This window comes from Shinella sp. HY16 (genome assembly GCF_028534175.1).
Classification (GTDB): Bacteria; Pseudomonadota; Alphaproteobacteria; order Rhizobiales; family Rhizobiaceae; genus Shinella.
In genome coordinates, this window is sequence record NZ_JAHYXL010000001.1 from 2,184,879 (window position 1) to 2,209,094 (window position 24,216).

Annotated in this window: 26 protein-coding genes and 1 tRNA gene; 12 read left to right on the forward strand and 15 right to left on the reverse strand. The window is 64.4% G+C overall.

Going from position 1 to position 24,216, the window contains the following annotated elements; translation table 11 throughout:
• Positions 1-134 precede the first annotated feature (134 nt).
• Positions 135-614, forward strand: coding sequence for an NUDIX hydrolase (locus K0P03_RS11005; protein ID WP_272789600.1), 480 nt, complete (start codon positions 135-137; stop codon positions 612-614).
• 151 nt (positions 615-765) lie between these two features.
• On the opposite strand, the gene K0P03_RS11010 is transcribed toward K0P03_RS11005, so the two are convergent.
• From K0P03_RS11010 to K0P03_RS11020, 3 genes are all read right to left on the reverse strand, one after another.
• Positions 766-841, reverse strand: a tRNA-Lys gene (locus K0P03_RS11010).
• 117 nt (positions 842-958) lie between these two features.
• Positions 959-1,876 (reverse strand): PhzF family phenazine biosynthesis protein, encoded by a 918-nt coding sequence (locus K0P03_RS11015; protein WP_272789601.1) that lies wholly within the window; start codon positions 1,874-1,876, stop codon positions 959-961.
• A gap of 128 nt (positions 1,877-2,004) precedes the next feature.
• Positions 2,005-3,111 carry an endonuclease/exonuclease/phosphatase family protein gene (locus K0P03_RS11020; RefSeq protein ID WP_272789602.1) on the reverse strand — a complete coding sequence of 369 codons (1,107 nt, stop codon included), beginning with the start codon at positions 3,109-3,111 and terminating at the stop codon, positions 2,005-2,007.
• Between the two features lie 154 nt (positions 3,112-3,265).
• Between K0P03_RS11020 and K0P03_RS11025 the strand changes: the two genes are divergently transcribed.
• Positions 3,266-4,882 carry a hypothetical protein gene (locus tag K0P03_RS11025; RefSeq protein WP_272789603.1) on the forward strand — a complete coding sequence of 539 codons (1,617 nt, stop codon included), beginning with the start codon at positions 3,266-3,268 and terminating at the stop codon, positions 4,880-4,882.
• Positions 4,883-4,894: 12 nt separating this feature from the next.
• Here K0P03_RS11025 and K0P03_RS11030 read toward each other — a convergent pair whose 3' ends face one another.
• Positions 4,895-5,311: an Lrp/AsnC family transcriptional regulator gene (locus tag K0P03_RS11030; RefSeq protein WP_023515667.1), complete on the reverse strand. Its 417-nt coding sequence runs from the start codon at positions 5,309-5,311 to the stop codon at positions 4,895-4,897.
• 138 nt (positions 5,312-5,449) lie between these two features.
• On the opposite strand from K0P03_RS11030, the gene K0P03_RS11035 reads away from it, so the two are divergent.
• A complete protein-coding gene (locus tag K0P03_RS11035; RefSeq protein WP_272789604.1) occupies positions 5,450-7,093 on the forward strand; it encodes a M20/M25/M40 family metallo-hydrolase in 1,644 nt (547 codons plus the stop codon).
• 164 nt (positions 7,094-7,257) lie between these two features.
• Here the strand turns inward: K0P03_RS11035 and K0P03_RS11040 are convergent, their stop codons facing one another.
• The 3 genes from K0P03_RS11040 to K0P03_RS11050 all read right to left on the reverse strand — a co-directional run bounded on the left by K0P03_RS11040 (position 7,258) and on the right by K0P03_RS11050 (position 10,669).
• Positions 7,258-8,481 carry an aminotransferase-like domain-containing protein gene (locus tag K0P03_RS11040; protein ID WP_130515429.1) on the reverse strand — a complete coding sequence of 408 codons (1,224 nt, stop codon included), beginning with the start codon at positions 8,479-8,481 and terminating at the stop codon, positions 7,258-7,260.
• A 467-nt stretch (positions 8,482-8,948) separates the two neighbouring features.
• Positions 8,949-9,968: a ketol-acid reductoisomerase gene (ilvC, locus tag K0P03_RS11045; RefSeq protein ID WP_023515598.1), complete on the reverse strand. Its 1,020-nt coding sequence runs from the start codon at positions 9,966-9,968 to the stop codon at positions 8,949-8,951.
• Between the two features lie 59 nt (positions 9,969-10,027).
• Complete coding sequence (locus K0P03_RS11050; protein WP_023515599.1) at positions 10,028-10,669, reverse strand: TetR/AcrR family transcriptional regulator; 642 nt, start codon at positions 10,667-10,669, stop codon at positions 10,028-10,030.
• A 409-nt stretch (positions 10,670-11,078) separates the two neighbouring features.
• On the opposite strand from K0P03_RS11050, the gene K0P03_RS11055 reads away from it, so the two are divergent.
• From K0P03_RS11055 to K0P03_RS11075, 5 genes are all read left to right on the forward strand, one after another.
• Positions 11,079-11,459, forward strand: coding sequence for a hypothetical protein (locus K0P03_RS11055; RefSeq protein WP_050743369.1), 381 nt, complete (start codon positions 11,079-11,081; stop codon positions 11,457-11,459).
• Between the two features lie 117 nt (positions 11,460-11,576).
• Positions 11,577-11,876 (forward strand): hypothetical protein, encoded by a 300-nt coding sequence (locus K0P03_RS11060; RefSeq protein WP_023514552.1) that lies wholly within the window; start codon positions 11,577-11,579, stop codon positions 11,874-11,876.
• 10 nt (positions 11,877-11,886) lie between these two features.
• Positions 11,887-12,249 (forward strand): DUF4087 domain-containing protein, encoded by a 363-nt coding sequence (locus K0P03_RS11065; protein WP_023514553.1) that lies wholly within the window; start codon positions 11,887-11,889, stop codon positions 12,247-12,249.
• Positions 12,250-12,451: 202 nt separating this feature from the next.
• Entirely contained in the window at positions 12,452-12,661 is a 210-nt protein-coding gene (locus tag K0P03_RS11070) for a cold-shock protein (RefSeq protein WP_024270543.1), read from the forward strand.
• A 141-nt stretch (positions 12,662-12,802) separates the two neighbouring features.
• Positions 12,803-13,816, forward strand: coding sequence for a bifunctional helix-turn-helix transcriptional regulator/GNAT family N-acetyltransferase (locus K0P03_RS11075; RefSeq protein ID WP_023516161.1), 1,014 nt, complete (start codon positions 12,803-12,805; stop codon positions 13,814-13,816).
• Here the strand turns inward: K0P03_RS11075 and K0P03_RS11080 are convergent.
• Together K0P03_RS11080 and K0P03_RS11085 are read right to left on the reverse strand one after the other, a co-directional pair.
• Positions 13,758-15,002: an FAD-dependent oxidoreductase gene (locus tag K0P03_RS11080; protein WP_023516661.1), complete on the reverse strand. Its 1,245-nt coding sequence runs from the start codon at positions 15,000-15,002 to the stop codon at positions 13,758-13,760. The two genes, K0P03_RS11075 and K0P03_RS11080, sit on opposite strands and share 59 nt — an antisense overlap.
• A gap of 43 nt (positions 15,003-15,045) precedes the next feature.
• Complete coding sequence (locus K0P03_RS11085; protein ID WP_023516662.1) at positions 15,046-15,453, reverse strand: winged helix-turn-helix transcriptional regulator; 408 nt, start codon at positions 15,451-15,453, stop codon at positions 15,046-15,048.
• Between the two features lie 168 nt (positions 15,454-15,621).
• Between K0P03_RS11085 and K0P03_RS11090 the strand changes: the two genes are divergently transcribed.
• Positions 15,622-16,509, forward strand: coding sequence for an NmrA family NAD(P)-binding protein (locus K0P03_RS11090; RefSeq protein WP_023513501.1), 888 nt, complete (start codon positions 15,622-15,624; stop codon positions 16,507-16,509).
• A 43-nt stretch (positions 16,510-16,552) separates the two neighbouring features.
• On the opposite strand, the gene K0P03_RS11095 is transcribed toward K0P03_RS11090, so the two are convergent.
• On the reverse strand, positions 16,553-17,305 hold the full coding sequence (locus tag K0P03_RS11095) for a pyridoxine 5'-phosphate synthase (protein ID WP_023513502.1): 753 nt from the start codon (positions 17,303-17,305) through the stop codon (positions 16,553-16,555).
• Positions 17,306-17,553: 248 nt separating this feature from the next.
• Between K0P03_RS11095 and K0P03_RS11100 the strand changes: the two genes are divergently transcribed.
• Both K0P03_RS11100 and K0P03_RS11105 read left to right on the forward strand, forming a co-directional pair.
• Entirely contained in the window at positions 17,554-18,651 is a 1,098-nt protein-coding gene (locus tag K0P03_RS11100; RefSeq protein ID WP_272789605.1) for a hypothetical protein, read from the forward strand.
• A gap of 328 nt (positions 18,652-18,979) precedes the next feature.
• Complete coding sequence (locus tag K0P03_RS11105) at positions 18,980-19,657, forward strand: MerR family transcriptional regulator (protein ID WP_050744608.1); 678 nt, start codon at positions 18,980-18,982, stop codon at positions 19,655-19,657.
• A gap of 79 nt (positions 19,658-19,736) precedes the next feature.
• Here K0P03_RS11105 and K0P03_RS11110 read toward each other — a convergent pair whose 3' ends face one another.
• Positions 19,737-20,864 (reverse strand): ATP-dependent DNA helicase, encoded by a 1,128-nt coding sequence (locus tag K0P03_RS11110; protein WP_023513703.1) that lies wholly within the window; start codon positions 20,862-20,864, stop codon positions 19,737-19,739.
• Between the two features lie 189 nt (positions 20,865-21,053).
• Here K0P03_RS11110 and K0P03_RS11115 point away from each other — a divergent pair, with 189 nt between their 5' ends.
• Positions 21,054-22,100 carry an AbrB family transcriptional regulator gene (locus K0P03_RS11115; protein WP_272789606.1) on the forward strand — a complete coding sequence of 349 codons (1,047 nt, stop codon included), beginning with the start codon at positions 21,054-21,056 and terminating at the stop codon, positions 22,098-22,100.
• A 6-nt stretch (positions 22,101-22,106) separates the two neighbouring features.
• Here K0P03_RS11115 and K0P03_RS11120 read toward each other — a convergent pair whose 3' ends face one another.
• From K0P03_RS11120 to nthA, 4 genes are all read right to left on the reverse strand, one after another.
• Entirely contained in the window at positions 22,107-22,475 is a 369-nt protein-coding gene (locus K0P03_RS11120; protein ID WP_050744590.1) for a hypothetical protein, read from the reverse strand.
• Between the two features lie 98 nt (positions 22,476-22,573).
• Positions 22,574-22,936, reverse strand: a complete 363-nt coding sequence (locus K0P03_RS11125; protein WP_023513700.1) for a nitrile hydratase accessory protein — start codon at positions 22,934-22,936, stop codon at positions 22,574-22,576.
• Complete coding sequence (nthB, locus tag K0P03_RS11130; RefSeq protein WP_050744589.1) at positions 22,923-23,582, reverse strand: nitrile hydratase subunit beta; 660 nt, start codon at positions 23,580-23,582, stop codon at positions 22,923-22,925. Before nthB ends, K0P03_RS11125 begins: the two co-directional genes overlap by 14 nt.
• The gene (gene nthA, locus K0P03_RS11135; protein WP_023513698.1) at positions 23,579-24,205 is read right to left on the reverse strand and encodes a nitrile hydratase subunit alpha; all 627 of its coding nucleotides are present in this window, start codon (positions 24,203-24,205) and stop codon (positions 23,579-23,581) included. The genes nthB and nthA overlap by 4 nt, the downstream gene beginning before the upstream one ends.
• Positions 24,206-24,216: the final 11 nt, after the last annotated feature.

Sequence of the window (24,216 nt, forward strand, 5' to 3'; positions counted from 1 at the left end):
AGACGCGCAACGCGCCCTCTTCCCTATCGTTATATTTCATGAAATATAACGATAGGGATAATCCACAGGGCGGCGCCTCTAAGCGGCGAAACACCGGCCGAAGGGTCCCCTGATGAAAGAGGCCGACGGATACCATGCAGGAAGAAATTCGCATCGCTGTCGCCCTCGTCGTTCGCGAAAACGGCGAGACGCTCCTGCTGCGCAAGCGCGGCATGCCCCTGTTCATGCAGGCGGGCGGCACCATACGGGATGGGGAAGCGCCCAAGGCGGCCCTTGCCCGCCGGCTGCATGCGGAGCTCGGCCTTGTCATCCCGCCCTCGCGGATGGCACCCTTCGGCTGCTTCGAAGCCGAGTCGGCCGATGCGCCGGACCACCTCATCATCGCCTATGTGTTTCTGGTCAGGTTGCAGGATGAAACGGTCGCACCGACGACGGAGATCGACGAGGCGATATGGACCCCGGTCCAGGACACCCCCGCCCTGCCGCTCGCCCCGCTGACGCGCAACTACATCCTGACCCTCTATTGGCAGATGCAGTTTGGCACCGACCTCCCGGAGAGGTTCGCCCCAAAACCGGTCCCCGCCCAGACCCGCGCCGGTCAGCAATACGCCTGAAAAGGTCGCAGCAGAACCGGCCCAGCCAGCACCTTCGGCAGCAAGCACCTGCACGGCAGAAAACGTCCCGGATCAGCGGAGAGGCCCCTAGGGCCTAGTTTATGTTTTACAGGAAGAAATCAGCGTAACCATTTCTCTCTTAAGAGAAAAATGGTGGGTGATCACGGGCTCGAACCGTGGACCCGCTGATTAAGAGTCAGCTGCTCTACCAACTGAGCTAATCACCCACTTGACCGCTCCAGCGGTCTGACCGGGCGTATAAAGGCGTTCGCGGAGCTTGTCTATAGCCATCCCGAAAAAAGATGCGTCTGCGGATAAATTTCTTCCGCACCGCAAAATATCCGTCACAAATCCAGCGTTCCCCACGCGATGCGAACCGCCTCGCCGCCGATGCGCGCGCCGGCGATCGCCCCGCCCGCAATATCGAGGTGCAGGTGAATGAACGAGGGACGGCCCATTTCGACACCCTGTTCGATCAGCAGCGGATGGTGGCCGTCCACCGGCTTGTCGAAGAAGTGGATGGCACCGGACATGGCGGCGACCGCGGCGCCCGTCGCCGGGTCCTCGGCGATGCCCATATCGGGCGCGAACATGCGGGTATGGAAGCGCGCGAGATGATTGACGCCGCCGCGGCAATAAAGATAGGCCGAGGCAAGCCGCCCTTCCGCGAAGGGCGCGCAGCGCTCCCAGAGCGTCGGATCGAACTCGACCGCTGCGGCGGCCGCAAGATCGTGCACCGGGATCATCACGAAGGCGACGCCGGCGCTCCACAGCGAGGGAACGTGATTCTCGAAGCCGATCTGGCCGGGTTTCAGGCTGAACGCATCGGCGAGCGCCTGCCGGTCGAACGTCGCCTCCAGACGTGCCGCCTTGCGCGGCAGGTCGAACTCGGCGAAGGCCGCCTTCTGGATGCCGAGCTTCACCGCGCAGCGCACCGGGCCGACATTCTCCTCCAGCACGCTGACGAGATCACGCGGGCCGGCCTCGCCGCCCTCGCCCGCCTCGGCAATGGCGATTGCCGCGCCGACCGTCGGATGGCCAGCAAACGGCAGCTCCCGGCCCGGCGTGAAAATGCGCAGGCGCGCGCTGTGCGCCGGGTTTTCCGGCGTCTTCACGAAGACGGTCTCGGAAAGATTGAACTCGCCGGCAATGCGCTGCATCGTGCCGTCGTCGAGATCATCGGCATCGAAGACGACGGCCAGCGGATTGCCCGCAAGCCGCGTGTCGGTGAAGACATCATAGATGGCGTAGCGACGGGGCAAGGTATTCTCCCTGTTCAGTTTTTGCCCGAAGGCATTGTGCTAGAATTGCCCGAGGCACAGGCAGCGGGCAAGGGAAAATCATGCCATGCGCGCCGCCTGGACTTTCTGCTTCCCGCACGCCCGGGCGCCTACAGATCGAGCGTCATCACGACGGGGCAATGGTCCGAGGCCTTCGGCCGGTCCCAGCCGACGCGCGGATACCGTTCCACCTCTTGCCCCGGCGGGAAGGGTGTTCGGAAGGGTTGGCCGGCGCGGATGATTTCGGGCATGCGCTGTGCATTGCGCTCGGCAAGCGAGGGCGAAAGCCAGATATAGTCGAGCTGGCAGAGGTGGCGCTCCTCCGGCCCCCGGCTGTGATAGAGCGTCCAGCGATCGTCCACCGGCCGGCGCAGCATCGGGTTGACGGCAAAACCATCCACCGTGAAGGCGTCAAGCGCGCTCACCGGCTCCCTGCGGGGGATAAAACGATAGCCGTTGCGCTTGTCGCCCTCGACCGCCAGCTTCTCCTGATAGTCGTTCATGTCGCCGCAGATCGCGAAGGCCTTGTCCGCCGTGTGGCCGGCACCGAAGCGTTTCTCGATGATCCGGCGCACCGCCCGCACCTCGGCCATGCGCACCGGCATGGTCGATTGGCGCCCGTCGACACCGTCCCTGCTCGACCCCATCGACTTGAAATGCACCACATAGAGCGTCAGCGGCCGGCCGCCAATGCGCAGGTCCATCTCCAGGCAATCCCGCTTGAAGATCCTGTCATCCGGATTGTGGCCCTGTCCGAGATCCGGCGTGTAGAGGTCGAAATCGCGATAGGTGACCGCCGCATGGCTGCGGATATCGACGCATTCGATGCGCTGGCCGTCACGCGTCTCCTCACGCATCAGCACGGACACGTCGATGCCGCGGCTGTCATTGCCCTCGATCAGGTATTTCTGCCGGTAGCCATTGCCGACCATGCGGAAGAGATAGCCGTATTCGAACGCCTGCAGAGCCGCCATGTTGTCGGTTTCCTGCAGGCAGAGAATGTCGGCATCCGCGTCTGCGATGGCGAGCGCCGAATGCTGACGGGCATCGTCGGTATGCGCGATGGTGCGCGCCTCCTCCAGCCGCTGGTACTCCGCCTCGTTGCGGATGTCGAAGAGGCGCAGCACGCGGTCCTGGCGAAGCTGGTTGCGAAAACCCGTGAAATCGAAACGGGTCATGAGGTTTTCGATGTTGAACGTGGCGAGGCGCAGCGACATGGGGGCTTTCGAGGTTTTCCGGCAATGCCGGGCAAGTGTAACCGGCTGACCGGCAATGGAAAGCCGCTTTTCGTCGCTCGCGGAATAAACCGGCTTGCCACACCGTTACCCAGTGCGGATGATGCGCATTCCGGTTGCGGGCGGAGGATCGCTCATGGGTGTTGTTTCCTGCACAGTACGGGCATTCCTGGCCGCCTGGTTCGCGCTGTTCCTCCTTGCCTTTTCGCCCGCCGGCGCCGCGGAAAGCTACATTACCGGCCCCGGCGAAGCCGCCCGCGCAGCAGGGCGGGTCGCCGAAGCGCTCGGCAAGACGCCGCGGGTGCACACGATCCGAATCACCGAAAAGGAAGTGAACCTCGTCGTCGAGGGTGCCGGAACCGGCGACGTGGATGAGTGGCGGGTGCGTCAGGCGACCCGCCTCCTCTTCTTCCAGGCCGAGATCGTCGGCGGCCCGTCCGCGCGATCGGCGCCGGCCATGGTGTCCGATCTTGCAAGCGGCCTCTTCCCGCTCGAAGCGGTTCCCCTTGCCAAGGCCGACCAGGTCGCCACCCGCGCCATCGGCTATGCCAAGCTCGAAGGCGGCGGCGCGGTGCAGTCGATCGAGATATCGCGGCGCGTGAACCTTCTGCCGACGCCCTCCTATGGCGATATCCGCTGGGCGATCTACGTCGCTTCGCCGCGTGAAAGCGCCACCGTCTATGCGGATGCCGAGGGCACGATCATCGGCGGCGACCTCTCCAACACCAACCGCGCCCGCCAGATGGATTTCTTCAGGGACGAGGACTGGCCGAAGGAGGCCGCGCTGGAAAGCCTCGCCTCCGTCATTGGCAGCAAGCCCATTGTCCGCGATCTGACGGTCTATCCGAAATCCGTGCAGGTGAAGGCCGACCATCCCAGCCTGCCGGAAACCACGGTCGGCTATTCCTGGGACATTTCCGGCGTCACGCGCTCGCCCATCACGTCGCCGATGTTCCCCGGCACATCGGCTCTGCCCGGCTTTTCGATCGGGGATGTCGACCTCTCGAAACTCTCGATGATCCGCGACAAGGCGAAGGCTGCCTGGCAGAACGACAAGTCGACGATGAGTTACATGATGCTGAAGCTCTCGACAGACGGCCCCGGCAAGCCCGAGCTGCGCTGGGTGGTGCATTTCACCGATCTCGGCCAGCCGGGAGAAATGACGCTGTTCAGCGCCAGCGGCACCGTGGAGGTGACCACGGACGGCACCGTGCGCGCCGCCAACCTGCCCGATGCCCGCAAGCCGAAGCGCAACTGGCTGGATCCGGCCACGGCATGGCAGACGCTCGACACGATCGGCGAGCAGTTCGGCAAGAACGCGCGCTTTGCCGAAATCATCATCAGCAAGGATTCGATGAGCCTGCTCGCCGAAGTGCCCGATACGCCCGGCACCATGCGCGACTACAACGCCAACGATCGCGGCATCACCGCCTCGAGCATGATGATGCCGTGGGATGCGGAGTTCCGGCCGGAGCGGCTCTTCCGCATGCAGGACCTCGCCTTCTTCTCCACCGAAAAGCTCCGCGCACTGACAGCCCGCACCTTCACCCGCCTGCAGGTGGGCTCGGAAATGGCCGTGGCGCGCTACACCTTCTCGATTGGCCAGCTGATGTCGCCGGACGGCAGCTTCATGGTGCCTTCGCCGGACGGCAAGGTAACGCTTGAAATCCGACTGGAGGCGGCCGATGGCTGGAAGGGTGGACGCATCACCTATTCCTCGACCGGCGAGGAAATCGACATCGTGATGCCGTAGGCCTGCACGCCCTCACAAGGTCGTCAGCAGCAGGCTGGTCTCCGATTTCGAAACGCCATCCATCGCGCGGACGCCACGCAGCACGCGCTCGAACTCCACGAGATTGTCCGCGTGGATTTCCGCCACGAGATCCCAGGCGCCGTTGGTCGTGTGCAGCGCCCGGACTTCCGGGAGACCGCGCAGCGCCTGGATCGCGGCCAGCGTCTTCTGGCCGGTGATCTCGATCATCATGATGGCGCGCACGGCATGCGGGTCGTCCGCCTCGGTCACGCGCACGGAAAAGCCGGCAATGACCCCGTCGCGCGTCAGCCGCTCCATCCGGTTCTGCACCGTGCCGCGCGAGACCTTCAGCTCTTCCGCGAGAGCGGAAAGCGAGGCGCGCCCATCCTTGCGCAGCAGGGCAAGGAGCTTGCGGTCGATCGTATCCATCACACCTGCCGAATTGTCAGTTTCTTCTGTCGAAACGACAATACGACCCGCAATTTTTCCAAAAAATTGCCGTTTCGCCTGCCGTTGTCCTTGGCTAGCCTTGTGCTTCCTTCAATGCAACCGCTTTCGGCAGGTCCCATGACAAACGACACCGCACATGCCATCGCAACCGAGCGAACCCGCGCGCTCTCGCTTCTGATGACCCGCTGGCCGAGCGTGACGGGTTCGCCGGACGAGGCGGATTTTTCGCAGAAGTTGCAGGCGCATCTTGCCGAAACACCCTATTTCAGCCGCCACCCGGAGCAACTTTTCACGGTGGATAGCCATGGCGAACCGCTGACGCGAAGCGTCGGCGCACTGGTGCGCGGCAGCGGGCGGCGCACGGTGGTGCTCGCCGGCCATTTCGATACGGTCTCGATCGCCAATTACGGCACGCTCGCGCCGCTCGCCTGCGATCCCGAGCCGCTGACCGAGGCGCTGGTGAAGGAACTCGAAAGCCGGCCGCTGAATGCCGCGGAAACCAAGGCGCTGAAGGATTTCAAAAGCGGCGATTTTATCGCCGGGCGCGGCCTGCTCGACATGAAAAGCGGCCTTGCCGCCGGCATCGCAGCGCTGGAGCGCTTTGCCGGATTGGAGATCAAGGAAGGCAACATTCTCTTCGTCGCGACGCCCGACGAGGAGAACCGTTCACGCGGCATGCGCAGCCTGCGCAACGCGCTGCCGGAGATCAGCAGGCGCTTCGACCTCGATATCGTCGGCGGCATCAATCTCGATGCCTCGAGCTGCGAGCGCGACGGCGAGGAGGGCCGCGCGGTCTATCTCGGTTCGATCGGCAAGTTCGCGCCCTTCGCCTTCGTCATCGGCCGGCCGACCCATGCCGGCTATCCGTTCAACGGCGCGAGCGCCCACCGCATCAGCGCCGAGATCGTGCGCGCCATGGACACCGTGCCGGAACTCAGCGACGAGGCCTTCGGCGAGCGCTCGCCGCCACCCGTCTGCCTCGAGGCGCGCGACATCCGCGACGGCTACGACGTCACGACGCCGGACCGCGTCTGGCTCTCCTTCAACTGGCTGACCCACCGGCGCAGCGCCCGCGACATCATCGGCGACTTCCGGACACTCGTTTCCGGCGCGCTGGAGATCGCGCTTCGCACGCAGGACGCCCACGCGGCGCGCTATCGCGGGCGCGACGCGGGCAGGACCGACGGCCTCGTGCTCGACTATGCCGAACTGCAGGAGCGGGTGACGGCGCGCGGCGGCAGTGCGGCGCTCGCCCGGCTGAAAGCCCTCGACGCCTCGCTTGCCGGCAGCACCGATCCCCTGAAGGTCAGCCGCGAGATCGTGTCGGCAGCAGTGACCGAGGCCGGCATCGAGGGCCCGGCGGTGATCATCGGCTTCGGCAGCCTGCATTATCCGCTGGTGCATCTCGACCAGTCCGAGGCCGGCCGCCGGATGCAGGCCCGGCTTCAGCCGGTGATGGAGGAGGCCGCAGCGCGGCACGGCACCTCGATCAAGTTCAAGCAGATCTTTGCCGGCATTTCCGACATGAGCTTCTTCGGCCATCGGCCGGAGGCCGGCGAAACCGGCCTGCTCGCCGCCAACACGCCATCGGCGGCCTTTACCGACGATGCGCCGGACGGCCTGATCACCTTCCCGACGGTCAATATCGGCCCGTGGGGACGGGACTATCACCAGAAATGGGAGCGCGTGCATGCGCCCTATACGTTCGGGGTCTTGCCGGATCTGGTGTTCGAATCGGCGCTGGCCTGCCTGGAGGAATAGGCCCCTCATCCGGCCTTCCGGCCACCTTCTCCCCGCAAGCGGGGCGAAGGGATATGGAGTGCCGGCTTCCCAAACCAATGACCGGTTCATGGACCACGTCCCCTCTCCCCGTTTACCGGGAGAGGGTTAGGGTGAGGGGCAAACCCTACCGCATCCGAAGCGGATCAGGCCGCAAGCCGCTCGCTGGCGAGCAACCGGCCGAGGCGGGAAATACCTTCCTCGATGGTCGCAGCGTCGGCACAGGAGAAACTGAGACGCAGCGTGTTCGCGCCGCTGCCATCTGCATGGAAGGCCTGACCGGGCACGAAGGCGACCTTCTCCGTCTCGATGGAACGGGCGAGCAGCTTAGCGCCGTCCATGCCGGCCGGCAGCGTGACCCAGACGAACATGCCGCCTTCCGGCTTCGTCCAGGTGACGCCCTCGGGCATGTATTTCTGCAGGGCAGCGAGCATGGCGTTGCGGCGCGCGCTATAGGCCGCCTTGATCTTCGCAACCTGTGCATCGAAACCGCGCTCGGCGACGTGGGCGATGGCCATCTGGTTGATGGTCGAGGAATGCAGGTCGGCCGCCTGCTTCATCAGAACGAGCTTGCGGATGACGGGAGCTGCGGCGACGATGTAGCCGACGCGCAGGCCAGGCGCGAGCGTCTTGGAGAAGCTGCCGCAATAGATGGTACGCGCCGCATCGATGCTGCCCTTGCGGTCGATTTCCAGCGCCAGGATCGGCGGGATGGCCTCGCCGTCATACCGCAGCGACTGGTAGGCGGCGTCCTCGATGACAGGGATTTCCAGCTCTTCGGCGAGCTCGAGCAGCTTTTCGCGGCCCGCCCGGTCGACCGTCTCGCCGGTCGGGTTGGCGAAATCGGCGGAGAGATAGGCGAACTTCACCCGGCCGCCGGCTTCCGTCGCCGTCGCACGATAGGCCTCCGGCGTGCGGTTGCCGGAAAGGTTCAGCCGGTCGTAGGTCGGCTCATAGGCATTGAAGGCCTGCAGCGCGCCGAGATAGGTCGGCCAGGTGACAAGCGCCGTGTCCTTCGGCGACAGGAAGAGCTTTCCGAGATAATCGAGGCCCTGCTGCGAACCGGAAACGATGAAGACGTTTTCCGCCGAACAGGTGATGCCGATCTTGCCCATCTCGCCGGCGAGCCAGTCGCGCAGCGGCTTGTAGCCCTCGCTGACGGAATATTGAAGGCCCGCCGCCGCGCCCTCGCCGGCCAGCACATCGGTGTAGGCGGCGGAGAAGGCTTCCTTCGGAAACAGGGCCGGATCCGGAATGCCACCTGCAAACGAGATGATGTCGGGTCGTTCCAGGAGTTTCAGCAGTTCACGGATTTCGGATGCCTTCATGCGCGACGCACGCGTCGCGAAGGCTTGTTCCCATTTGAACATAGGGGTTTCCTCGGGCTTGTTGTTTGAACCCACCTCATCACGGCGCAGTATTTATGTCAATAATGCTGACCTAAATATTCGCACCAATAGAACATGCCCGCGACCCGAGGTTTCGCGCGGGTCTAATCTGGCCGCAGCATCCCTGCCCCGGCACCTGTTTCAGCGGAACACAACGCTCAGGTGGCGCGGTCGCTGTAAAGGCCGAGCAGGATAAGCATGGCTATACTGCTCAGGATAAAGAGATCGAACCAGGCGAAGTATTGCATGATGGTGGACATCGCATTTTCCTCCCGACAGCGGAACGAAACACGCGCGTATTTTGTTCCTGTTCGCGCCTCGTGGCAAGTTTATTACTTGCTGCGCCGCAAAGAAGGAAAAGGATGCACTGCATTATTTCAGGGTGCCTGAAATAGAAAGCCGGGCGGAAAACCGCCCGGCCGGTATCGTCCTGCCTGAAGCAGAAGCGATTAGTTGACGGTCTTGTCGACCAGCTTGTTCTTGCCGATCCAGGGCATCATGCCGCGCAGCTTGGCGCCGACTTCCTCGATCTGGTGCGAGTCGTTGTTGCGGCGGATACCCTTGAAGCGGGCGCCGCCGGCCTTCCATTCCTGCATCCACTCGGAGGTGAACTTGCCGGTCTGGATGTCGGCGAGGACGCGCTTCATCTCGGCCTTGGTCTCGGCGGTGATGATGCGCGGGCCCGTGACGTATTCGCCCCACTCGGCCGTGTTGGAGATCGAGTAGTTCATGTTGGCGATGCCGCCTTCATAGATCAGGTCGACGATCAGCTTCACTTCGTGCAGGCACTCGAAATAGGCCATTTCCGGTGCGTAACCGGCTTCGACCAGCGTTTCGAAGCCGGCGCGGATGAGCTCGACGAGACCACCGCACAGAACGACCTGTTCGCCGAAGAGGTCGGTTTCGCACTCTTCCTTGAAGTTGGTCTCGATGATGCCCGAACGGCCGCCGCCAACGCCGCAGGCGTAGGAGAGCGCGAGGTCGAGGGCGTTACCGGAAGCGTTCTGGTGAACGGCGACGAGGCAGGGAACGCCGCCGCCCTTCTGGTATTCGCCGCGAACCGTGTGGCCCGGGCCCTTCGGCGCGATCATGACGACGTCGACCGAAGCCTTCGGCTCGATGAGGCCGAAATGCACGTTGAGGCCGTGTGCGAAGGCGATGGCGGCGCCGTCACGGATGTTGCCGGCGATTTCGCCCTTGTAGATGTCGGCCTGGAGTTCGTCCGGGGTCGCCATCATCAGGAGATCGGCCCACTTTGCGGCTTCGGCGACGGTCATGACCTTGAAGCCGTCGGCTTCGGCCTTCTTGATGGTCGGCGAGCCGGCCTTGAGGGCGATCACGAGGTTCTTCGCGCCGGAATCCTTGAGATTCAGGGCGTGCGCACGGCCCTGCGAGCCGTAGCCGACGACGGCGACGTTCTTCGCCTTGATGAGGTTGAGATCGGCATCACGATCGTAATAGACGCGCATGGATGGTTCCTTCCCTTAGCTAGTCTGTTTCCATTGAACCGGCGGGTTCGCCTGCCGGCTTATCCTTTCACGCCATGAAGCGTCAGGAAGGCATCGACCGCCTTCTCCGCGCGCGGCGAGAATTCCTTTTTGAGCGCTGCGGCATTCTCGCCGAGCAGCATGCGCAGATGCATGTCCGAGACGATCAGGCCGTAGAGCGTGCCGTATGCCTCGTCCGCACTGTCGAAGGCAAGCAGCTTCGCCTTGCGGCCCGCCTCCAGAAGGGCCGCAGCGCGCTTGCTGATCTGCCGGCGGCCGCGCTCCTGCAGGAGGCGGCCGAGACCGGCGCCCTCGCGGCTCGCCTGGCCGATGGCAAGACGGTTCAACGCCAGCGACACATCGCCCGAGAGCACATCGATCAGGTCACGGGCAAAGGCGACGAGATGCGTGCGCAGCGTCTCGGCCGTCAGGGCGCCCGCCCCCACCTCGACCGTACGCACCTTGCCGGCCTGATAGGTGATCATCGCCGAGATCAGCCCGTCGCGATCGCCGAACCACTTGTAGAGGCTCTCTTTCGAACAGTTCGCCGCGCGGGCGACACCGGCCGTCGTCAACGCCCGCTCGCCACCCTCCACCAGCAGGCCGAGCGCACGCTCCAGCACCGCGCCCTGACGTTCCGTCAGTCCCGCGGCCGCAGCCCCCGCCTTTGCCTGCTCGAACACCTGCAAGATATCCACCCGATCGATTGCGTACCGTACCGTACGGTTCTGCGTTTTCTAGCGATCTGCGCGCCGAAGGTCAACAGCCTTCTGACAAAGAAGAAAAGAAGGGTGATTTGCCCTGCCGAATCTCTTTTCAACCGGGCCATGCGACATGCAACAATCGCTGCAACGCACAATGAGATCGAAATTTTCTTTCCGCTATGTCGCTGATTTGAAACATAACTCCCCATCAAACGAGCAAACGGCCCGCCCAGGACAAAATTTTTCGCTTCCCAATCCGTTTCCGCTCGTTAAGATTTGTGAGACCTGCGGTGCAGCAGGGCCGATCGCGTCGCGCATCGGCAAGCCGGCATCCAGGCTTTCAGTCAGGAGTACGACGCCAACCGCCCTTACGCCAAGGAGACAGAAAATGATGAATTTCCTGCCAGACCTTCACGAAGGACATGCTCCCATCACTCTGCAACAGCTGTTCGGCGCCGCCCTTGAAGCGCTCGACGCCTGGGAGGACGAGCGCGCCGAACCGATGGTGATCTACGAGGACCAGATCGTGCCCATCGGCACCGTCTTCGAAAGCATGCGCACGTGCACCGATATCCTGCCGCGCACCCTGGTGGACATCGTTTCCGACACGCTCGCCCGCAATCCGGCAACAGCCGAAGCGGAGATCAGCACGTTCGGCGACGCCGCCCAGTTGGCCGGCGCCCTTGTCGAGCAACGCCGCCTGTGCGGCGAGGCCGCGATCGCCGCCTTCCTCGATCATCACCGGGTCGACAAGCGCCGTCCGGCGTGATTCCCACCGGTCCCGCCAAGGGCGGGACTTTTTCTTGCATGGGCCGATCAACACGCGAATAAGAGGCAGGCGCTGCGCGTTATAGCTGCGCCTGCTCTCCTGCGACGGATCCGCCCCATGCTTCGTCTCCTTGCCTCAGCTCTGCTTCTCTCCACCCTGTCGGCTCACGCCGCCGAGGAGCCGCCCTATGTCGGCACCTGGGATTGCGAGGTCTCGACCTTCACCTTCACCGCCGAAACCTATGATTCCGGCGAAGGACCGATGCCGATCCTGAAAAGCGAACAGGACGGCGGCGCCTACACGCTGACCTTCGCCGACGACTACCGCATCGGCCTAGCCAACATCACCGCCAGCGAGATGGACTGGGCCTCCGAGGCCAGCGGCGACACGTTCCATTGCAAGAAAATCAAGAATTGAGGACGCGACGATGAAGAAGCCGATCCTTTGCACCCTGCTCGCCCTGCTGGCCACCGCCCCTCTTGCCCAGGCAGCCGAGACCCGCTGCGGCTGGCTGCAGAACCCGACCCCCGCCAACTGGTGGCTGGACGACAGTGAGGGAACCTGGACGCTCATGACGCAGGGTGCCGGCGACGAGCCTGCCGGTTTCGACCGGATTCCCGACATTTCCACCGGCGACTATGTGCGAACCAACGGCAACTACGGTTATGCCTGCGCCTGCATGAAAGTGGAGACCGACGCCTCCGAAGGCCGGATCGTCGCCATTCACAGCTTCCGGCAGCTACCGATTTCACAATGCTCGAACGATACGGCGCTGCCGGCGGCCGAATGAAAACCATAGGCGATCCGGCCCGCACACATCTTGACCCGGAACGCCGAACCACCTATTTCTCTCGCATCGAGATTTGAACGTTGACTTCTGCATTTGCAGGCGCTCGCGCCTGCAGTTACGAACCTACCCTTCAAATTCGACCTCCCATGGTCGCCATCCCGGCGGCCGAAGATTGATTTGACGGCTTAGGAAAGGTTTCGTCATGGCAACTGGTACCGTAAAATGGTTCAACACGACCAAGGGTTACGGCTTCATTCAGCAGGACAGCGGTGAGCCGGACGTTTTCGTCCACATCTCCGCCGTTCAGCGCGCTGGCCTCGCAGCGCTCAACGAAGGTCAGAAGGTCAGCTTCGAGCTGATCCGCGACCGCAAGTCCGGCAAGATGTCGGCTGACCAGCTCGTCGCAGCCTGATAGGCCGCTACAGCATTGGAATTGGAAAGGCCGGAGCAATCCGGCCTTTTTTGCATCTGCTCTCCAGCTCTCCCAGGCGACCACACAAATTACTTGACTGAGTCAAATAAATAGCAACGATGGTGATCGAAGGAGATCATCATGACGGCTGTTATCCATGAGGAAGCCGGTGCGGACACGATCGAAGCGGTCCGCGCTTTCAACCGCTTCTATACGAACCGTATCGGCGTGCTCGACCGCGCCTATCTCGACACGCCCTATACGCTGACCGAAGCGCGCGTCATCTACGAGCTCGCCAATGGCGGCGCTACCTCCGCCTCGCAGCTGACGACGGAGCTGTCGCTCGACCCCGCCTATGTCAGCCGCATGTTGAAGAGCTTCGCCGGCACCGGTGTCATCGACATCCGCAAGGACCCTACCGATGGCCGCGGACGGTTGCTGAGCCTGACAGAGAGCGGCCGGACAGTGGCAGCCGACCTCGCCACGCGGTCGCGGGCGAGCATCGCAACCCTGATCTCGCCGCTTGACGCCACCGCACGGCGCCGGTTGACGACGGCGCTCCGTGACGTCACGACCCTGCTCGCCGGGAAAAACCCTCCAGCCCCGATCGAAATCCGCCCCCACCGGGCCGGCGATATGGGCAGGGTGATTGCCAGCCAGGCGCAGAGCTATACCGAGACCTATGGCTGGAACGAGGAGTACGAGGCGCTGGTCGCCGAGATCTGCGCGAAGTTCCTGCGCGATTTCGACCCGGCCTTTGAACATTGCTGGATCGCCGAGCGGGATGGCGCCCTCGTCGGCAGCGTCTTCCTGGTGAAGGCGAGCGAAACGACGGCCAAGCTGCGCCTGCTGCATGTCGACGGGGCGGCGCGCGGCCACGGACTTGGCACACGACTGGTGACGGATTGCATCCGTTTTGCGCAGGGCGCCGGCTACAGGCGGCTGGAGCTCTGGACGAACGACATTCTGACCGCCGCCCGCCGCATCTATCAGACGGCCGGTTTCACGCTGGAGAACGAGGAGCCACACCACAGCTTTGGCCAGGATCTCATGGGGCAGACCTGGGCGCTCGACCTTGCCGGCTGGCAGGAGCTGGTCACGCCTCCTGCAACGCGCGCTCCAGCCAGCGGCATTCCTGAAGCCCGGCCCGTGTGAAGGGGTCGGCGAGCGTGCCGGAAACGATGGCCGCAAGGAGCTGCGGTGCCGGCGGTATTTTCGCGACCGTCGCCACCAGCCGGTCGCGCAGCCAGGCGATCGCCCGGGAATCCGACTGATAGAAGGGCGTGAACACGTAGGAGAGCAGCTGGAACAGCCGCACATGGTTGCGCCGGGCAGCCGCGTAGGCCGCCAGCCCCTCCTCCACGGAGGCGGCCGTAGACAGGGCATGCGCCAGCGCCGCCGCATCGAGCAGCGCCATGTTCGCCCCCTGCCCGAGCTGCGGGCTGGTCGAATGAGCGCTGTCGCCGATGAAGGCGATGCCGTCGGCCACGGGCGGCAGCGTGGTGCGGTGGGCATAGCGGGCGAGCGTCAGCTGGTCCCAGTCCGTGATCTGGTCGAGGAAGGGCGCGGTCTGCGGCCAGTAATCGAGGATGCGCGCCTTCCAGCGGGCAAGACCGGCCTGCTGCACCGCGTCCGCATCGGCCACCTTCAGGCTCCAGAAGAAGGCGACCTTGCGCCCCTCGCCCGCGTGCCCCCGCCCGACCGGCAGCACGCCGATCATCACCCTGGCCGCGTCATAGCGCTGCGCGAGGGCCTGAGCATCATGCGGGATGCCGTCACAATCGAGCGTCGCCCAGAAGGCACCCCAGGGCAGTTCGCGCACATCGGGCGCCACGACGGACGCAGCGGCAAGCTGCGAACGGGCGCCCGTCGCGTCGATCACCAGATCATAGTCGCCGACGATCTCGCCCTCGGGGTCGTGCAGGGCGGTACGGGCCTGCCGCGTCTCGGCCTTGGCAAGCGTGATGCCGGTGCGGACCGGCAGGCCTGCTGCTGTCACCGCATCATGCAGCGTCGTAAAGAGTGCCGCCCGGTGCACCGCAAGGCCATAGCGGCCGCCGGCCAGCGCATCATAGCGCACATCGAGCACCGTGCGGCCGCTCCGCGCATCGGCACCGTGCAGCCGGTCGATGCGGTTGCCCAGCGCATGAATGGTCGGGGAAAGGCCGAGCGCATCGAGCACGGTGAGCCCGGTCGGCTGCATCAGAAGGCCGGAACCGACGGGCGACGGCTGCTCGAAGCGCTCGATCAGTTCCACCCGGTGGCCCGCCCGCGCCAGAAACAGCGCCGCCGCAAGCCCTGCGGGCCCGGCGCCGGCGATACCGATATCGAGTGGCTTCATGGCCCTTTTCCCGCATGCAACGTCCGGCGCAGCGGCCGAAGCGTCAGTCCTGAGCCGCGTCGTAGGCCTGTCGGGCGGTCCGGATCGCGGCGTGGTTCTCGGTAGACCACTGCACGAGGGAGCGCAGAAGCGCAAGGAAGGAATGGCCGAGCGGCGTCAGGCAATATTCGACGCTCGGCGGCTGGGTGGGATAGACGGTGCGGGTGAGATAACCGTCGCGCTGCAGATCGCGCAGCGTCTGGGTCAGCATGCGCTGCGAAATATCGGGAATGAGGCGGCGCAGCTGCGAAAAGCGGCGCGGCCCGTCGGCAAGGCCGAGAACCATCAGCGACGTCCACTTGCCGCCGACACTGTCCAGCACGTCGCGCACCGGACAATCGTCCATCGACATTGCAACACCATCGATCAGAAACACGCGCTCGCCCTCTGCGCGATCGACGATCTTGTTCATAGCCGGTTCCCTCCAGGTAACCACCGCATAAAAAACTGCCTTCTTTACAGCTCCTAACAGATTACCAGATAAGAGCAAGTCTCAATAAGAGAGCAACACACAGCAGGTCCCGGGCGTCTCCCCGCCACGCCTGCAGGACCGGCCGCAAGGCCCCAGAAAGGCAAAGACATGACCGACACAGTTCTCGTTACCGGCGCTTCCGGCCAGCTCGGCCGCCTCGTCATCGACACGCTTCTCGCCTCCGGCAAGCTTGCGCCCGCCAACATCATCGCCACGACCCGCGACGTTGCGAAGCTCGCCTCCTATGCCGACAAGGGCGTCACCGTGCGCGCCGCCGATTTCGACGATCCCGCCTCGCTCGACGCGGCCTTCGCCGGCGCCGGCAAGGTGCTCATCATCTCCACCGACGCGCTCGACACGCCCGGCAAGCGCCTCGCCCAGCACAAGGCGGCCGTCGCCGCCGCAGCGAAAGCCGGCGCGAAGCATATCCTCTACACGTCGATGCCGCAGCCGGACGATTCGCTCGTCACCTTCGCCCCCGACCATCTCGGCAGCGAGGAGGCCATCAAGGCGACCGGCATCCCCTACACGATCCTGCGCGACGGCTGGTATGCGGAAAACCTCTTCATGTCGCTGCCGCATGCGCTGCAGACAGGCGCCTGGTACACCTCGACCGGCGCAGGCAGGATCGCCCACATCACCCGCGCCGATACTGCCGCCGCCCTTGCCGGCGCCGTGCTGAAGGCCGGCAGCGAGAGCCGCACCTATACCCTGACCGGCACGAAGACGCACACGGCCGAGGAGATCGCCGCTCTCGTTTCCGCGGCGACCGGCAAGCCGCTTGCCGTCGTGCACGTCACGGATGCCCAGCTCGCCGAGGGTCTGAAGGCGGCCGGCCTGCCGGAAGGCTTCGTGCCGACCATCGTCTCCTTCGACGCCAACACGCGTGAAGGCAAGATCGCCATGGTGACGGAAGACGCACAAGCGCTTTCCGGCCGCACACTGACGTCCTTCGAGGACTTCGTCGCCGCGAGCAAGGCTGCGTTTCTCGGTTGATCCAACCTTGGGTGCGGCGCTCGAACGGGCGCCGCACGGATTGTCAGACGTCCTGGCCGCAGGCGCGGCAGAAGCGCCGGACGGTTTCCGCCATGCCGTATTCCAGCGCATCCGCTGTCAGGCCGTGGCCGATCGACACTTCGGCAAGGCGCGGGATGCGCGCGACGAGCGCCGGCAGATTGGCAACGGTCAGGTCATGGCCGGCATTGACGTCGAGGCCGAGCTCGAAGGCGATATCCGCCGTCTCCCCGAGCAGTTCGGCAATCCGCACTGCCTCGGCCGGGTTGTCGTAGCAGCCGCCATAGGGGCCGGTATAGAGCTCGATCCGATCCGCACCGACCTCCTTCGCGATGGTCAGCGCCTCGCGGTCCGGATCGCCGTCGGCAAAGACGGAGACACGCAGGCCGAGCTTCTTCAGCCGGCCGACGATGTTGCCCAGAAGATTATGATTCTTGCGGAAATCCCAGCCATGATCGGAGGTCGCCTGGGAGGGATCATCCGGCACGAGCGTCACCTGCTCGGGGCGGTGCTCCTCGACGAGCTGCATGAAGCTCTCTTCCGGAAACCCCTCGATGTTGAACTCGGCACCGGAAAACTCGGTGTCGATGAGGCTTCGGATCGGCGCCAGATCGGAAAAGCGGATATGGCGCTGGTCTGGCCGGGGGTGCACGGTGAGGCCGCTTGCGCCTGCCTGAAGGGCGATCCGGCCAAGGCCGGTGACGCTCGGCCAGGGTAGGTCCCGACGGTTGCGCAGCATGGCAATGGCGTTGAGATTGACCGACAGTTTCGCAGGCATGGCGACACAAACTCCTCTTGCTGGGCACAAGGTCTAGCCTGTTGTTTCCACAAGGGCAATCGCCTCGAAGGCCAGGCGCACCGCAGTCTTGCGGCTTTGTGGCGGGGGCCTGTGCATGCCCCCTTGCCGTTGCGCAAGAATCACCGGTAGAATCCCCGTGATTTTTGGGGGATGCCGTGTGCGGCGTCCCGTCTTGGGGAACGGAAAGGAAATCGGGCAGCAGCGATGGTCTCCTCTGTGGCGACACCATGAGCAGGACCGACAGGCCGGCGTGCGAGCGTGTGCGGCGCGCGCTGGATGCCATCATCGCGAGCGAAGCATTCTCCCGGTCCGAGCGGCTGCGCTCGTTTCTTTCCTATATCGTCGAGAACGAACTCTCCGGCAAAGCAGCCCAGCTGAAGGGCTACAGCATCGGCATCGACGTTTTTGGACGGCCGCCGGGTTTCGATGCCGGCAACGATCCGCTCGTACGCGTCCAGGCCGGCAAGCTGCGAAAACTGCTGGAGCAGTATTACGAAACGGAGGGCGCTGGAGACCGCCTGCGCATCCGCGTTCCCCTCGGCAGCTACGTCCCGGAATACAGCGCCGCCGTCGAGAAGCCGGAGGCCGCGGACGAAGCCCGGAACCTGCTGCCCTCCGTCACGCGGACACCCCGGCACACGCCGGACACCCGTCGTTCCTGGCTTCCCGCGCCGATCTCCTCGCCGCTCGCCCTGCTCTCGTTGCTGCCGCTCTTTTTCCTGGCGCCCTCGATCTATCCGGACACGTCCAGTGTGGCGATCGCCAAGGCGCAGCTTATGCTGTCGGTGCAGAACAAGCTTGCAGGACGCGTCCAGGCGCTGCCGAGCCTCGACATCCTGCAATGCTGGCCATCGGGCGGCGAGTGCAATGCGCTGGCCCGCGCCATTGCCGGAGCGGCCGGCTACCACAGAACCGTGCATCTCGTCGGTTCGCACAAGGAGGAAGAACCGCACGCGCTGTCCTATGCCATCCGCATCGAGAACCGGCCGAACGGCCAAGGCATCTATGCCCGGTTGATCCACGAACCGTCAGGCACCACGGTCTTCACACGCCACTTCTCGCGCGAACAGCTGCGCAGCGAGGGCGGCATCGCCTATGAAGCGGTCACTTTCACCGCCCGCACCCTTACGGCCGCCGGACCGCTCTATCGCCACGCCATGCGCATCGGCGTGGCCAGCAACCTCATGGAATGTCTCGCGAAGGTGGAACAGGGCCCGCCGCACGGAACACCCGTTGCCGATGAGCCCGCCGCCTGCAATCTGCTGCCTGCGGCGCTTGCCGGCGTGTCGCCGACGCAAAGCCCCTTCACCACCTTGACGCGTTGAATCTGCCGCACCCAACCGAGAGGCGTCACCAGAAAATACATCCCTAGATATAACGATAGGCACATGCCCCCCGGGGGTTTATTTTACGATGCAGGGCGGATTGGTAATGTGTGCCGCTCGGATTCAGAATCCTGCACAATTGAGTCGCATATGGGATTCAGAATCCTTGCACGATCGTATACAGTTTCATCGGCATGCACAGTCGGCGAAACGATGAAGGGCATAGTCAGCCGGCTTGTCACCCAGCCTTCACAGTGAAGCTGGTCACGGGCCGGCGACCGGGGGTTAAGCACATGACCAATCTACTTGTTTGCGAGCTGCTTTCATGATGACCAACGAGTCGAAGAAAGCCGACAGCCGGCAGGGCGCGCGCAGATCCATCCGTTTTCTGCCGGTCGCGCCCTTGCCGGAGAACCTGCCCGACGGGCGCCTTGCGATAGCGGACATGGCCAACGCCTTCGGCGTGACCCACCGCACGCTGCATTTCTACGAGGAGAAGGGCCTTTTGACCGCGGCCCGCGTCGGCCCCATGCGGGTCTACGGCCCGGATGAAATCCAGCAGATGGCGGTGGTCAACACCTGCCGCGAGACGGGTATGCCCGTCGCAGTGATCCAGGAGCTGCTGGAGCGCCTTTCCGCTGCCGAAAACCAGGAAGAAGCCGATGGCATCTTCCGCAACGCCATGACCGCGCGCAAGCGCGAGTTGGTGGCGCAGCAATCGACGATCCGCCGGCAGATGCAGCAGATCAACGAACTGCTCGACTTCAGCTCCTCCCACGAGCCGGAGACGAACGACAACACGCCCAGCGCCCATCTGACACCCGCCGAGCATCGCTGCCTCGCCCTGATGGCGGAAGGCTATCCGACGAGCCGCATCGCCCGCGCTCTCGAAATCGAGCCCGGCGAAGTGCAGGTGATGGAAAAGAACATCATCACGAAGTTCGACAGCAACAACCGTTTCCAGGCCGTCGCCAAGGCGGTCATGCTCGGCATCGTCGGTCACTGAGACCGATGAGACGGGCCGGACATGACGACCGGCCCCTTCCATCCGCTTCCTGAAGAGCGGTCCGCCGTGCGGGTCCTATCTATCGCACGATGGTAAGCGTTTCTGCGGCGCGCGTAATGGCAGTGTAGAGCCAGCGTTCGCGCGTGTCGCGGAAAGCGTAACTTTCATCGAACAGAACGACATTGTTCCACTGCGAGCCCTGCGCCTTGTGCACGGTCAGCGCATAACCGAAATCGAATTCGTCATAGCGCTTGCGGGTCGACCACGGAATCTCCTCGTCGAGATTCTCGAAGGCAGCCTTCAAAAGCTTGATCTTGGCCGCGCCGCGATCCATGTCGTCGTCTTCCGGCCGGATCATCAGGTTGATGCCGGGCTTCACCGTCTCCTTGGACGAACTCATCACCTGCCAGAGCGAGCCGTTGAGCAGGCCCTTAGCCGGGTCATTGCGCAGGCAGACTAGCTTGTCGCCCGATTGCGGATAGTCGGTGGTGAACCCCTTCAGTTCACGCAGGCGCTGATTGTAGCGCCGCCGCGTGCGGTTCGTGCCGACGAGCACCTGATCGGCATCGAGCACGAGCGACTGGTCCACCTCGTTGCGGCCGATGACGCGCGCAGCACCATAGTCGCCAAAGTCGATCTCCCGGCCCTCGCGCACCTGCATGGCGAGCTGGATGATCGGATTGTCGCGCGCTTGCCGGTGGATATCCGTCAGAAGGTAGTCCGGCTCCTGGTTGGTGAAGTAGCCGCCGCCGGACACTGGCGGCAGCTGGCCGGGATCACCGAGCACGAGGATCGGCGTGCCGAAACTCATCAGGTCCTTGCCGAGCGCCTCGTCCACCATCGAGCATTCATCGACAACCACAAGGGCGGCCTTGGCCACCGGGCTCTGGCGGTTGATGGAGAACATCGGCGCGATCGAGGTCTTGCCCGTCTCTTCGTCCGATACCTCTTCCTCGCCGCGCGGACGGTAGATCAGCGAATGGATCGTCTTGGCATTGCTCGCGCCCTTGGAGCGCAGCACCTGGGCCGCCTTGCCGGTGAAGGCGGCGAACAGCACCTCGCCGTCGACATTTTCCGCAAAGTGGCGCGCCAGCGTCGTCTTGCCCGTGCCGGCATAACCGAACAGGCGGAACAACGGTTCGCGCCCGTCCTTCAGCCATCGCGCGACGGCCTTCAGCGCTTCATCCTGTTGGGGTGCAAATTCCATGTCCGGACTTGGCAGGATTCGGCGCTGCGAAGCAAGGGGGACATGGCTGTTTCACGATACGGCGGCAGGAAACGCCCCTTCGGCGATTTCCCCCTGTTCGCAGGCGCCCTGCCGCGCTATTGAGAGCCCAATTTTCCGGAGCAATGCTTGTCCCGCGCCTCTCCTCCCGCAAAGAGCACCGTCCCGCCTATGGGGTTCGGCAAACTGCCCGCCGCCCTGCAATGGCTCGCGGTCGGCGCCCTCTCGGTTGTGACAACGGTGCCGCTGGAACTCGGCGGCTTTCCGGCTGCCCTCCTGATCGGGCCGATGCTGGCCGGCATCGCCGTGGCGCTGGGCGGGGGAACGATCCGCCTGCCGCGCATCTTCTTCTTTGTCGTCCAGGTCGTTCTGGCGCTGATGATCGCCACCACCGTCTCCGAGGATTTCCTCGGCACCTTCCAGCGGAACTGGCCGCTCATGCTGCTCGTCGTGGCCTCCGTCATCAGCGTCAGCACGTTGTGCGGCTGGCTGATCACCCGCACCGGCATCCTGCCCGGCACGACGGCGATCTGGGGGTCTTCGGCCGGCGCCGCCTCGACCATGATGATGATGGCGGAAGCCTATGGTGCCGATGCCCGGCTTGTCGCCTTCATGCAATATCTGCGCGTCGTCTTCGTCGCCAGCCTTGCTACGCTCGTCGCCCATTTCGGCGGGCACGACGGGGTGGCAGTACCGCCGCATGCCTGGTTCGAGCCGGTTCCGCTGCCGCCACTCGTTTCCATGCTGGCAGTCGGCATCGTCTGCGGCCTCGCCGGCCAGAAGCTGCGCATCCCGGCCGGCGCCTTCCTGGTGCCCTTCGCGCTTGCCGCCGTGCTCAATGCATCGGGCACCGTCAAGATCGAACTGCCGCAATGGCTGCTCGTCATCGCTTTCACACTGCTCGGCTGGAACATCGGCCTCGGCTTCACCCGCGCCATTCTCCTGCATGCGCGCCGGGCGCTTCTGCCCACCGTGCTCTCCATCGTCGCGCTGATCAGTTTTTCAGGCCTGCTTGCCGGCCTGCTGGTCCTCGTGCTCGGCATCGACCCGCTGACGGCCTATCTCTCGACCAGCCCCGGCGGACTTGATTCCATCGCCGTCATCGCCGCCTCCAGCAATGTCGACGTCGCCTTCGTCATGGCGCTGCAGACAGCCCGGCTCATCCTGGTGACCCTGTTCGGCCCCTGGCTCGCCCGCTTCGTCGCCGATCGGGCGTGAGAGCTTTCAAAAGCGCGAAAATCCGGTGAGAGACGGCATGATCACACCGCGCCCGTCCTCCAGGAACAGCGAAAGGCCCCGCACCACCTCATCGCTCGGATTGCCGTAGACTTCCAGCCGCTCCACGGTGCAGTGCTCGGAAACGCGCTGGATATGCGCATCCGACATTTCCCAGTGATGCAGGACATCCGCCGAATTGCGATAGAGCTGGTAGCTGACCGCCCGCATCTCCGCCTCGTCGATGAACGCCCGCACCATCAGCTGTGGCGCGTTCTTCTCCACGAAATCGACCGCGGCACGCACGGCCGCGCAGAAGGGTTGCAAGCGCCCGGTCTTGATCCTCATCACATTTCGAAAGAGCAGCTGGTCCGTCATCAGGGTCTCCATTGAGTGAATGGAGCGCCTTATGGAAGCTCAACCACGGTTGAGGTCAATAGGGGTTTGCGCCTCGGAAAAACGCCCTGCGGGCCCGGCTAATCGCCAGGCGCATTTTCGAGGAGGATGGGGCTGCCGTGCGGCGTCGCTTCGGCGGCGCGGGCCCAGCGGTCGGACAACGCGGCCTGCTCCACCTCGCTGGCAACGCCACGGGCGGCCAGCAGCGTAGAAAGCGCGGCGACCCAGCAATCGAAATAGTCCGCGCCATCGACCGCCCGTCCGGACCGGTGAACCTCACGCGACAGGGCTTCGGCCCATTCGCCCCACGTGAAGACGCCTCGTTCGTGGAGACGCACCGTCATGGCGAAGGCCTGTGCCTGCCAGGGCTCGGCAAAGACCGGATCGCCCTCGAGGGATTTCGGCAGGCCGGGCGAATCGGCGGGCGTTTCACACCGGCTCAAGATAGCTCTCCCAGGCGTCGATCGATACGGTGAGACCGGGTGCGGCCCCCTCGCCCCAGATCTCGGCGCCGTCGAAGACGACGGTATAGATCCATTGCGGGTTCTCGCCTTTGCCATGCGCGCTGTCATCCGGAAAGACGAAAGCGCCCTGCACGGTCTCGACCACGCCGATCTTGCCGCGGGCATAGCGCGGCAGGCGCGTATGCGTCGCCGGATTGAAATTTCGAGTGCGTACATGCGCGCCGGCGGCAAACCGCGGCGCCGTGTCGAGTGGACGATCGCACGGCCCGCCCCGGGCAAGAACGGCCGGAACCATCTCCGCCGTCAGCACGCGCTTGGGCGGCGTGCCCTTTTCCAGCATCCGCCCTTGGGCAAGCTCCGCCCCGCTGACGAAGCCGTGGCGCTGCAGCAACGTTTCCAGCGCCCGGATCCAGATCTCGTAGTAGCTCGCGGCAAGATAGGTGGCCGGCGGGATGTTTTCCCGCGCATGGCGGCTCTCGTCGATGGTCCAGGCACCGAAGGCGCCGCAGGACAGCGTTACGCCGAGTGCCCGCTTTTCCCATTCGGCGTGGAAGTATGGCTCATTCACCTCCGGCGCAACGGGACCGAAACCGTGCAGGCCGCCGAGATCGTGTGGCCCGTTCATGCCCGCCCCTCCGGGGACAGGGCCAGCCCCGTGCCGATCATCGCATCGCGCGTCACGAGGTCGGCAAGCGCTTCCTGGTCGAGCCCCTCGCTGCCCGCCGGCCGCGCAGGCACGACGAGATAACGCAGCTCCGCCGTCGAATCCCACACGCGGACCTTCCGGTCCTCAGGCAGCGTGACGCCGAACTCCTCCAGCACACCGCGCGGGTCCATGACGGCACGCGCCCGGTAGGCCGGCGCCTTGTACCAGACCGGCGGCAGGCCGAGCACGGACCAGGGATAACAGGAGCAGAGCGTGCAGACGACGAGATTGTGCGTCTCGCCATCGTTGAACACCGCCCGCATATGCTCGCCCTGCCGGCCGGTATAACCGAGGCTGGCGATCGCCGCCGTCGCATCCCGCTTCAGCCAGGCGGCGAAGTCCGGCTCTGCCCAGGCCTTGGCAACGACGCGCGCGCCGTTGCGCGGACCGATCTTCGTCTCGTAGGTCTCCACGATGACGTCGATGGCCTTCGGATCGATCAGGCCCTTTTCCGTCAGGATGGTTTCGAGCGCACGCACGCGCGCTTCCATCGGCGAGAAGTGGTTGTCGTGATGATGGTCGTCATGATCGTGGTCGTGCATGGCAATCCCTC

What these genes read in the sequence shown, in the direction of transcription:
- K0P03_RS11005 (WP_272789600.1), top strand. Translation starts at nt 135, where the DNA reads ATGCAGGAAGAAATTCGCATCGCTGTCGCCCTCGTCGTTCGCGAAAAC.
- K0P03_RS11020 (WP_272789602.1), bottom strand. Translation starts at nt 3,111, where the DNA reads ATGTCGCTGCGCCTCGCCACGTTCAACATCGAAAACCTCATGACCCGT.
- K0P03_RS11025 (WP_272789603.1), top strand. Translation starts at nt 3,266, where the DNA reads ATGGGTGTTGTTTCCTGCACAGTACGGGCATTCCTGGCCGCCTGGTTC.
- K0P03_RS11030 (WP_023515667.1), bottom strand. Translation starts at nt 5,311, where the DNA reads ATGGATACGATCGACCGCAAGCTCCTTGCCCTGCTGCGCAAGGATGGG.
- K0P03_RS11035 (WP_272789604.1), top strand. Translation starts at nt 5,450, where the DNA reads ATGACAAACGACACCGCACATGCCATCGCAACCGAGCGAACCCGCGCG.
- K0P03_RS11040 (WP_130515429.1), bottom strand. Translation starts at nt 8,481, where the DNA reads ATGTTCAAATGGGAACAAGCCTTCGCGACGCGTGCGTCGCGCATGAAG.
- ilvC (WP_023515598.1), bottom strand. Translation starts at nt 9,968, where the DNA reads ATGCGCGTCTATTACGATCGTGATGCCGATCTCAACCTCATCAAGGCG.
- K0P03_RS11055 (WP_050743369.1), top strand. Translation starts at nt 11,079, where the DNA reads ATGATGAATTTCCTGCCAGACCTTCACGAAGGACATGCTCCCATCACT.
- K0P03_RS11060 (WP_023514552.1), top strand. Translation starts at nt 11,577, where the DNA reads ATGCTTCGTCTCCTTGCCTCAGCTCTGCTTCTCTCCACCCTGTCGGCT.
- K0P03_RS11065 (WP_023514553.1), top strand. Translation starts at nt 11,887, where the DNA reads ATGAAGAAGCCGATCCTTTGCACCCTGCTCGCCCTGCTGGCCACCGCC.
- K0P03_RS11070 (WP_024270543.1), top strand. Translation starts at nt 12,452, where the DNA reads ATGGCAACTGGTACCGTAAAATGGTTCAACACGACCAAGGGTTACGGC.
- K0P03_RS11075 (WP_023516161.1), top strand. Translation starts at nt 12,803, where the DNA reads ATGACGGCTGTTATCCATGAGGAAGCCGGTGCGGACACGATCGAAGCG.
- K0P03_RS11080 (WP_023516661.1), bottom strand. Translation starts at nt 15,002, where the DNA reads ATGAAGCCACTCGATATCGGTATCGCCGGCGCCGGGCCCGCAGGGCTT.
- K0P03_RS11085 (WP_023516662.1), bottom strand. Translation starts at nt 15,453, where the DNA reads ATGAACAAGATCGTCGATCGCGCAGAGGGCGAGCGCGTGTTTCTGATC.
- K0P03_RS11090 (WP_023513501.1), top strand. Translation starts at nt 15,622, where the DNA reads ATGACCGACACAGTTCTCGTTACCGGCGCTTCCGGCCAGCTCGGCCGC.
- K0P03_RS11095 (WP_023513502.1), bottom strand. Translation starts at nt 17,305, where the DNA reads ATGCCTGCGAAACTGTCGGTCAATCTCAACGCCATTGCCATGCTGCGC.
- K0P03_RS11100 (WP_272789605.1), top strand. Translation starts at nt 17,554, where the DNA reads ATGAGCAGGACCGACAGGCCGGCGTGCGAGCGTGTGCGGCGCGCGCTG.
- K0P03_RS11105 (WP_050744608.1), top strand. Translation starts at nt 18,980, where the DNA reads ATGACCAACGAGTCGAAGAAAGCCGACAGCCGGCAGGGCGCGCGCAGA.
- K0P03_RS11110 (WP_023513703.1), bottom strand. Translation starts at nt 20,864, where the DNA reads ATGGAATTTGCACCCCAACAGGATGAAGCGCTGAAGGCCGTCGCGCGA.
- K0P03_RS11115 (WP_272789606.1), top strand. Translation starts at nt 21,054, where the DNA reads ATGGGGTTCGGCAAACTGCCCGCCGCCCTGCAATGGCTCGCGGTCGGC.
- K0P03_RS11120 (WP_050744590.1), bottom strand. Translation starts at nt 22,475, where the DNA reads ATGACGGACCAGCTGCTCTTTCGAAATGTGATGAGGATCAAGACCGGG.
- nthB (WP_050744589.1), bottom strand. Translation starts at nt 23,582, where the DNA reads ATGAACGGGCCACACGATCTCGGCGGCCTGCACGGTTTCGGTCCCGTT.
- nthA (WP_023513698.1), bottom strand. Translation starts at nt 24,205, where the DNA reads ATGCACGACCACGATCATGACGACCATCATCACGACAACCACTTCTCG.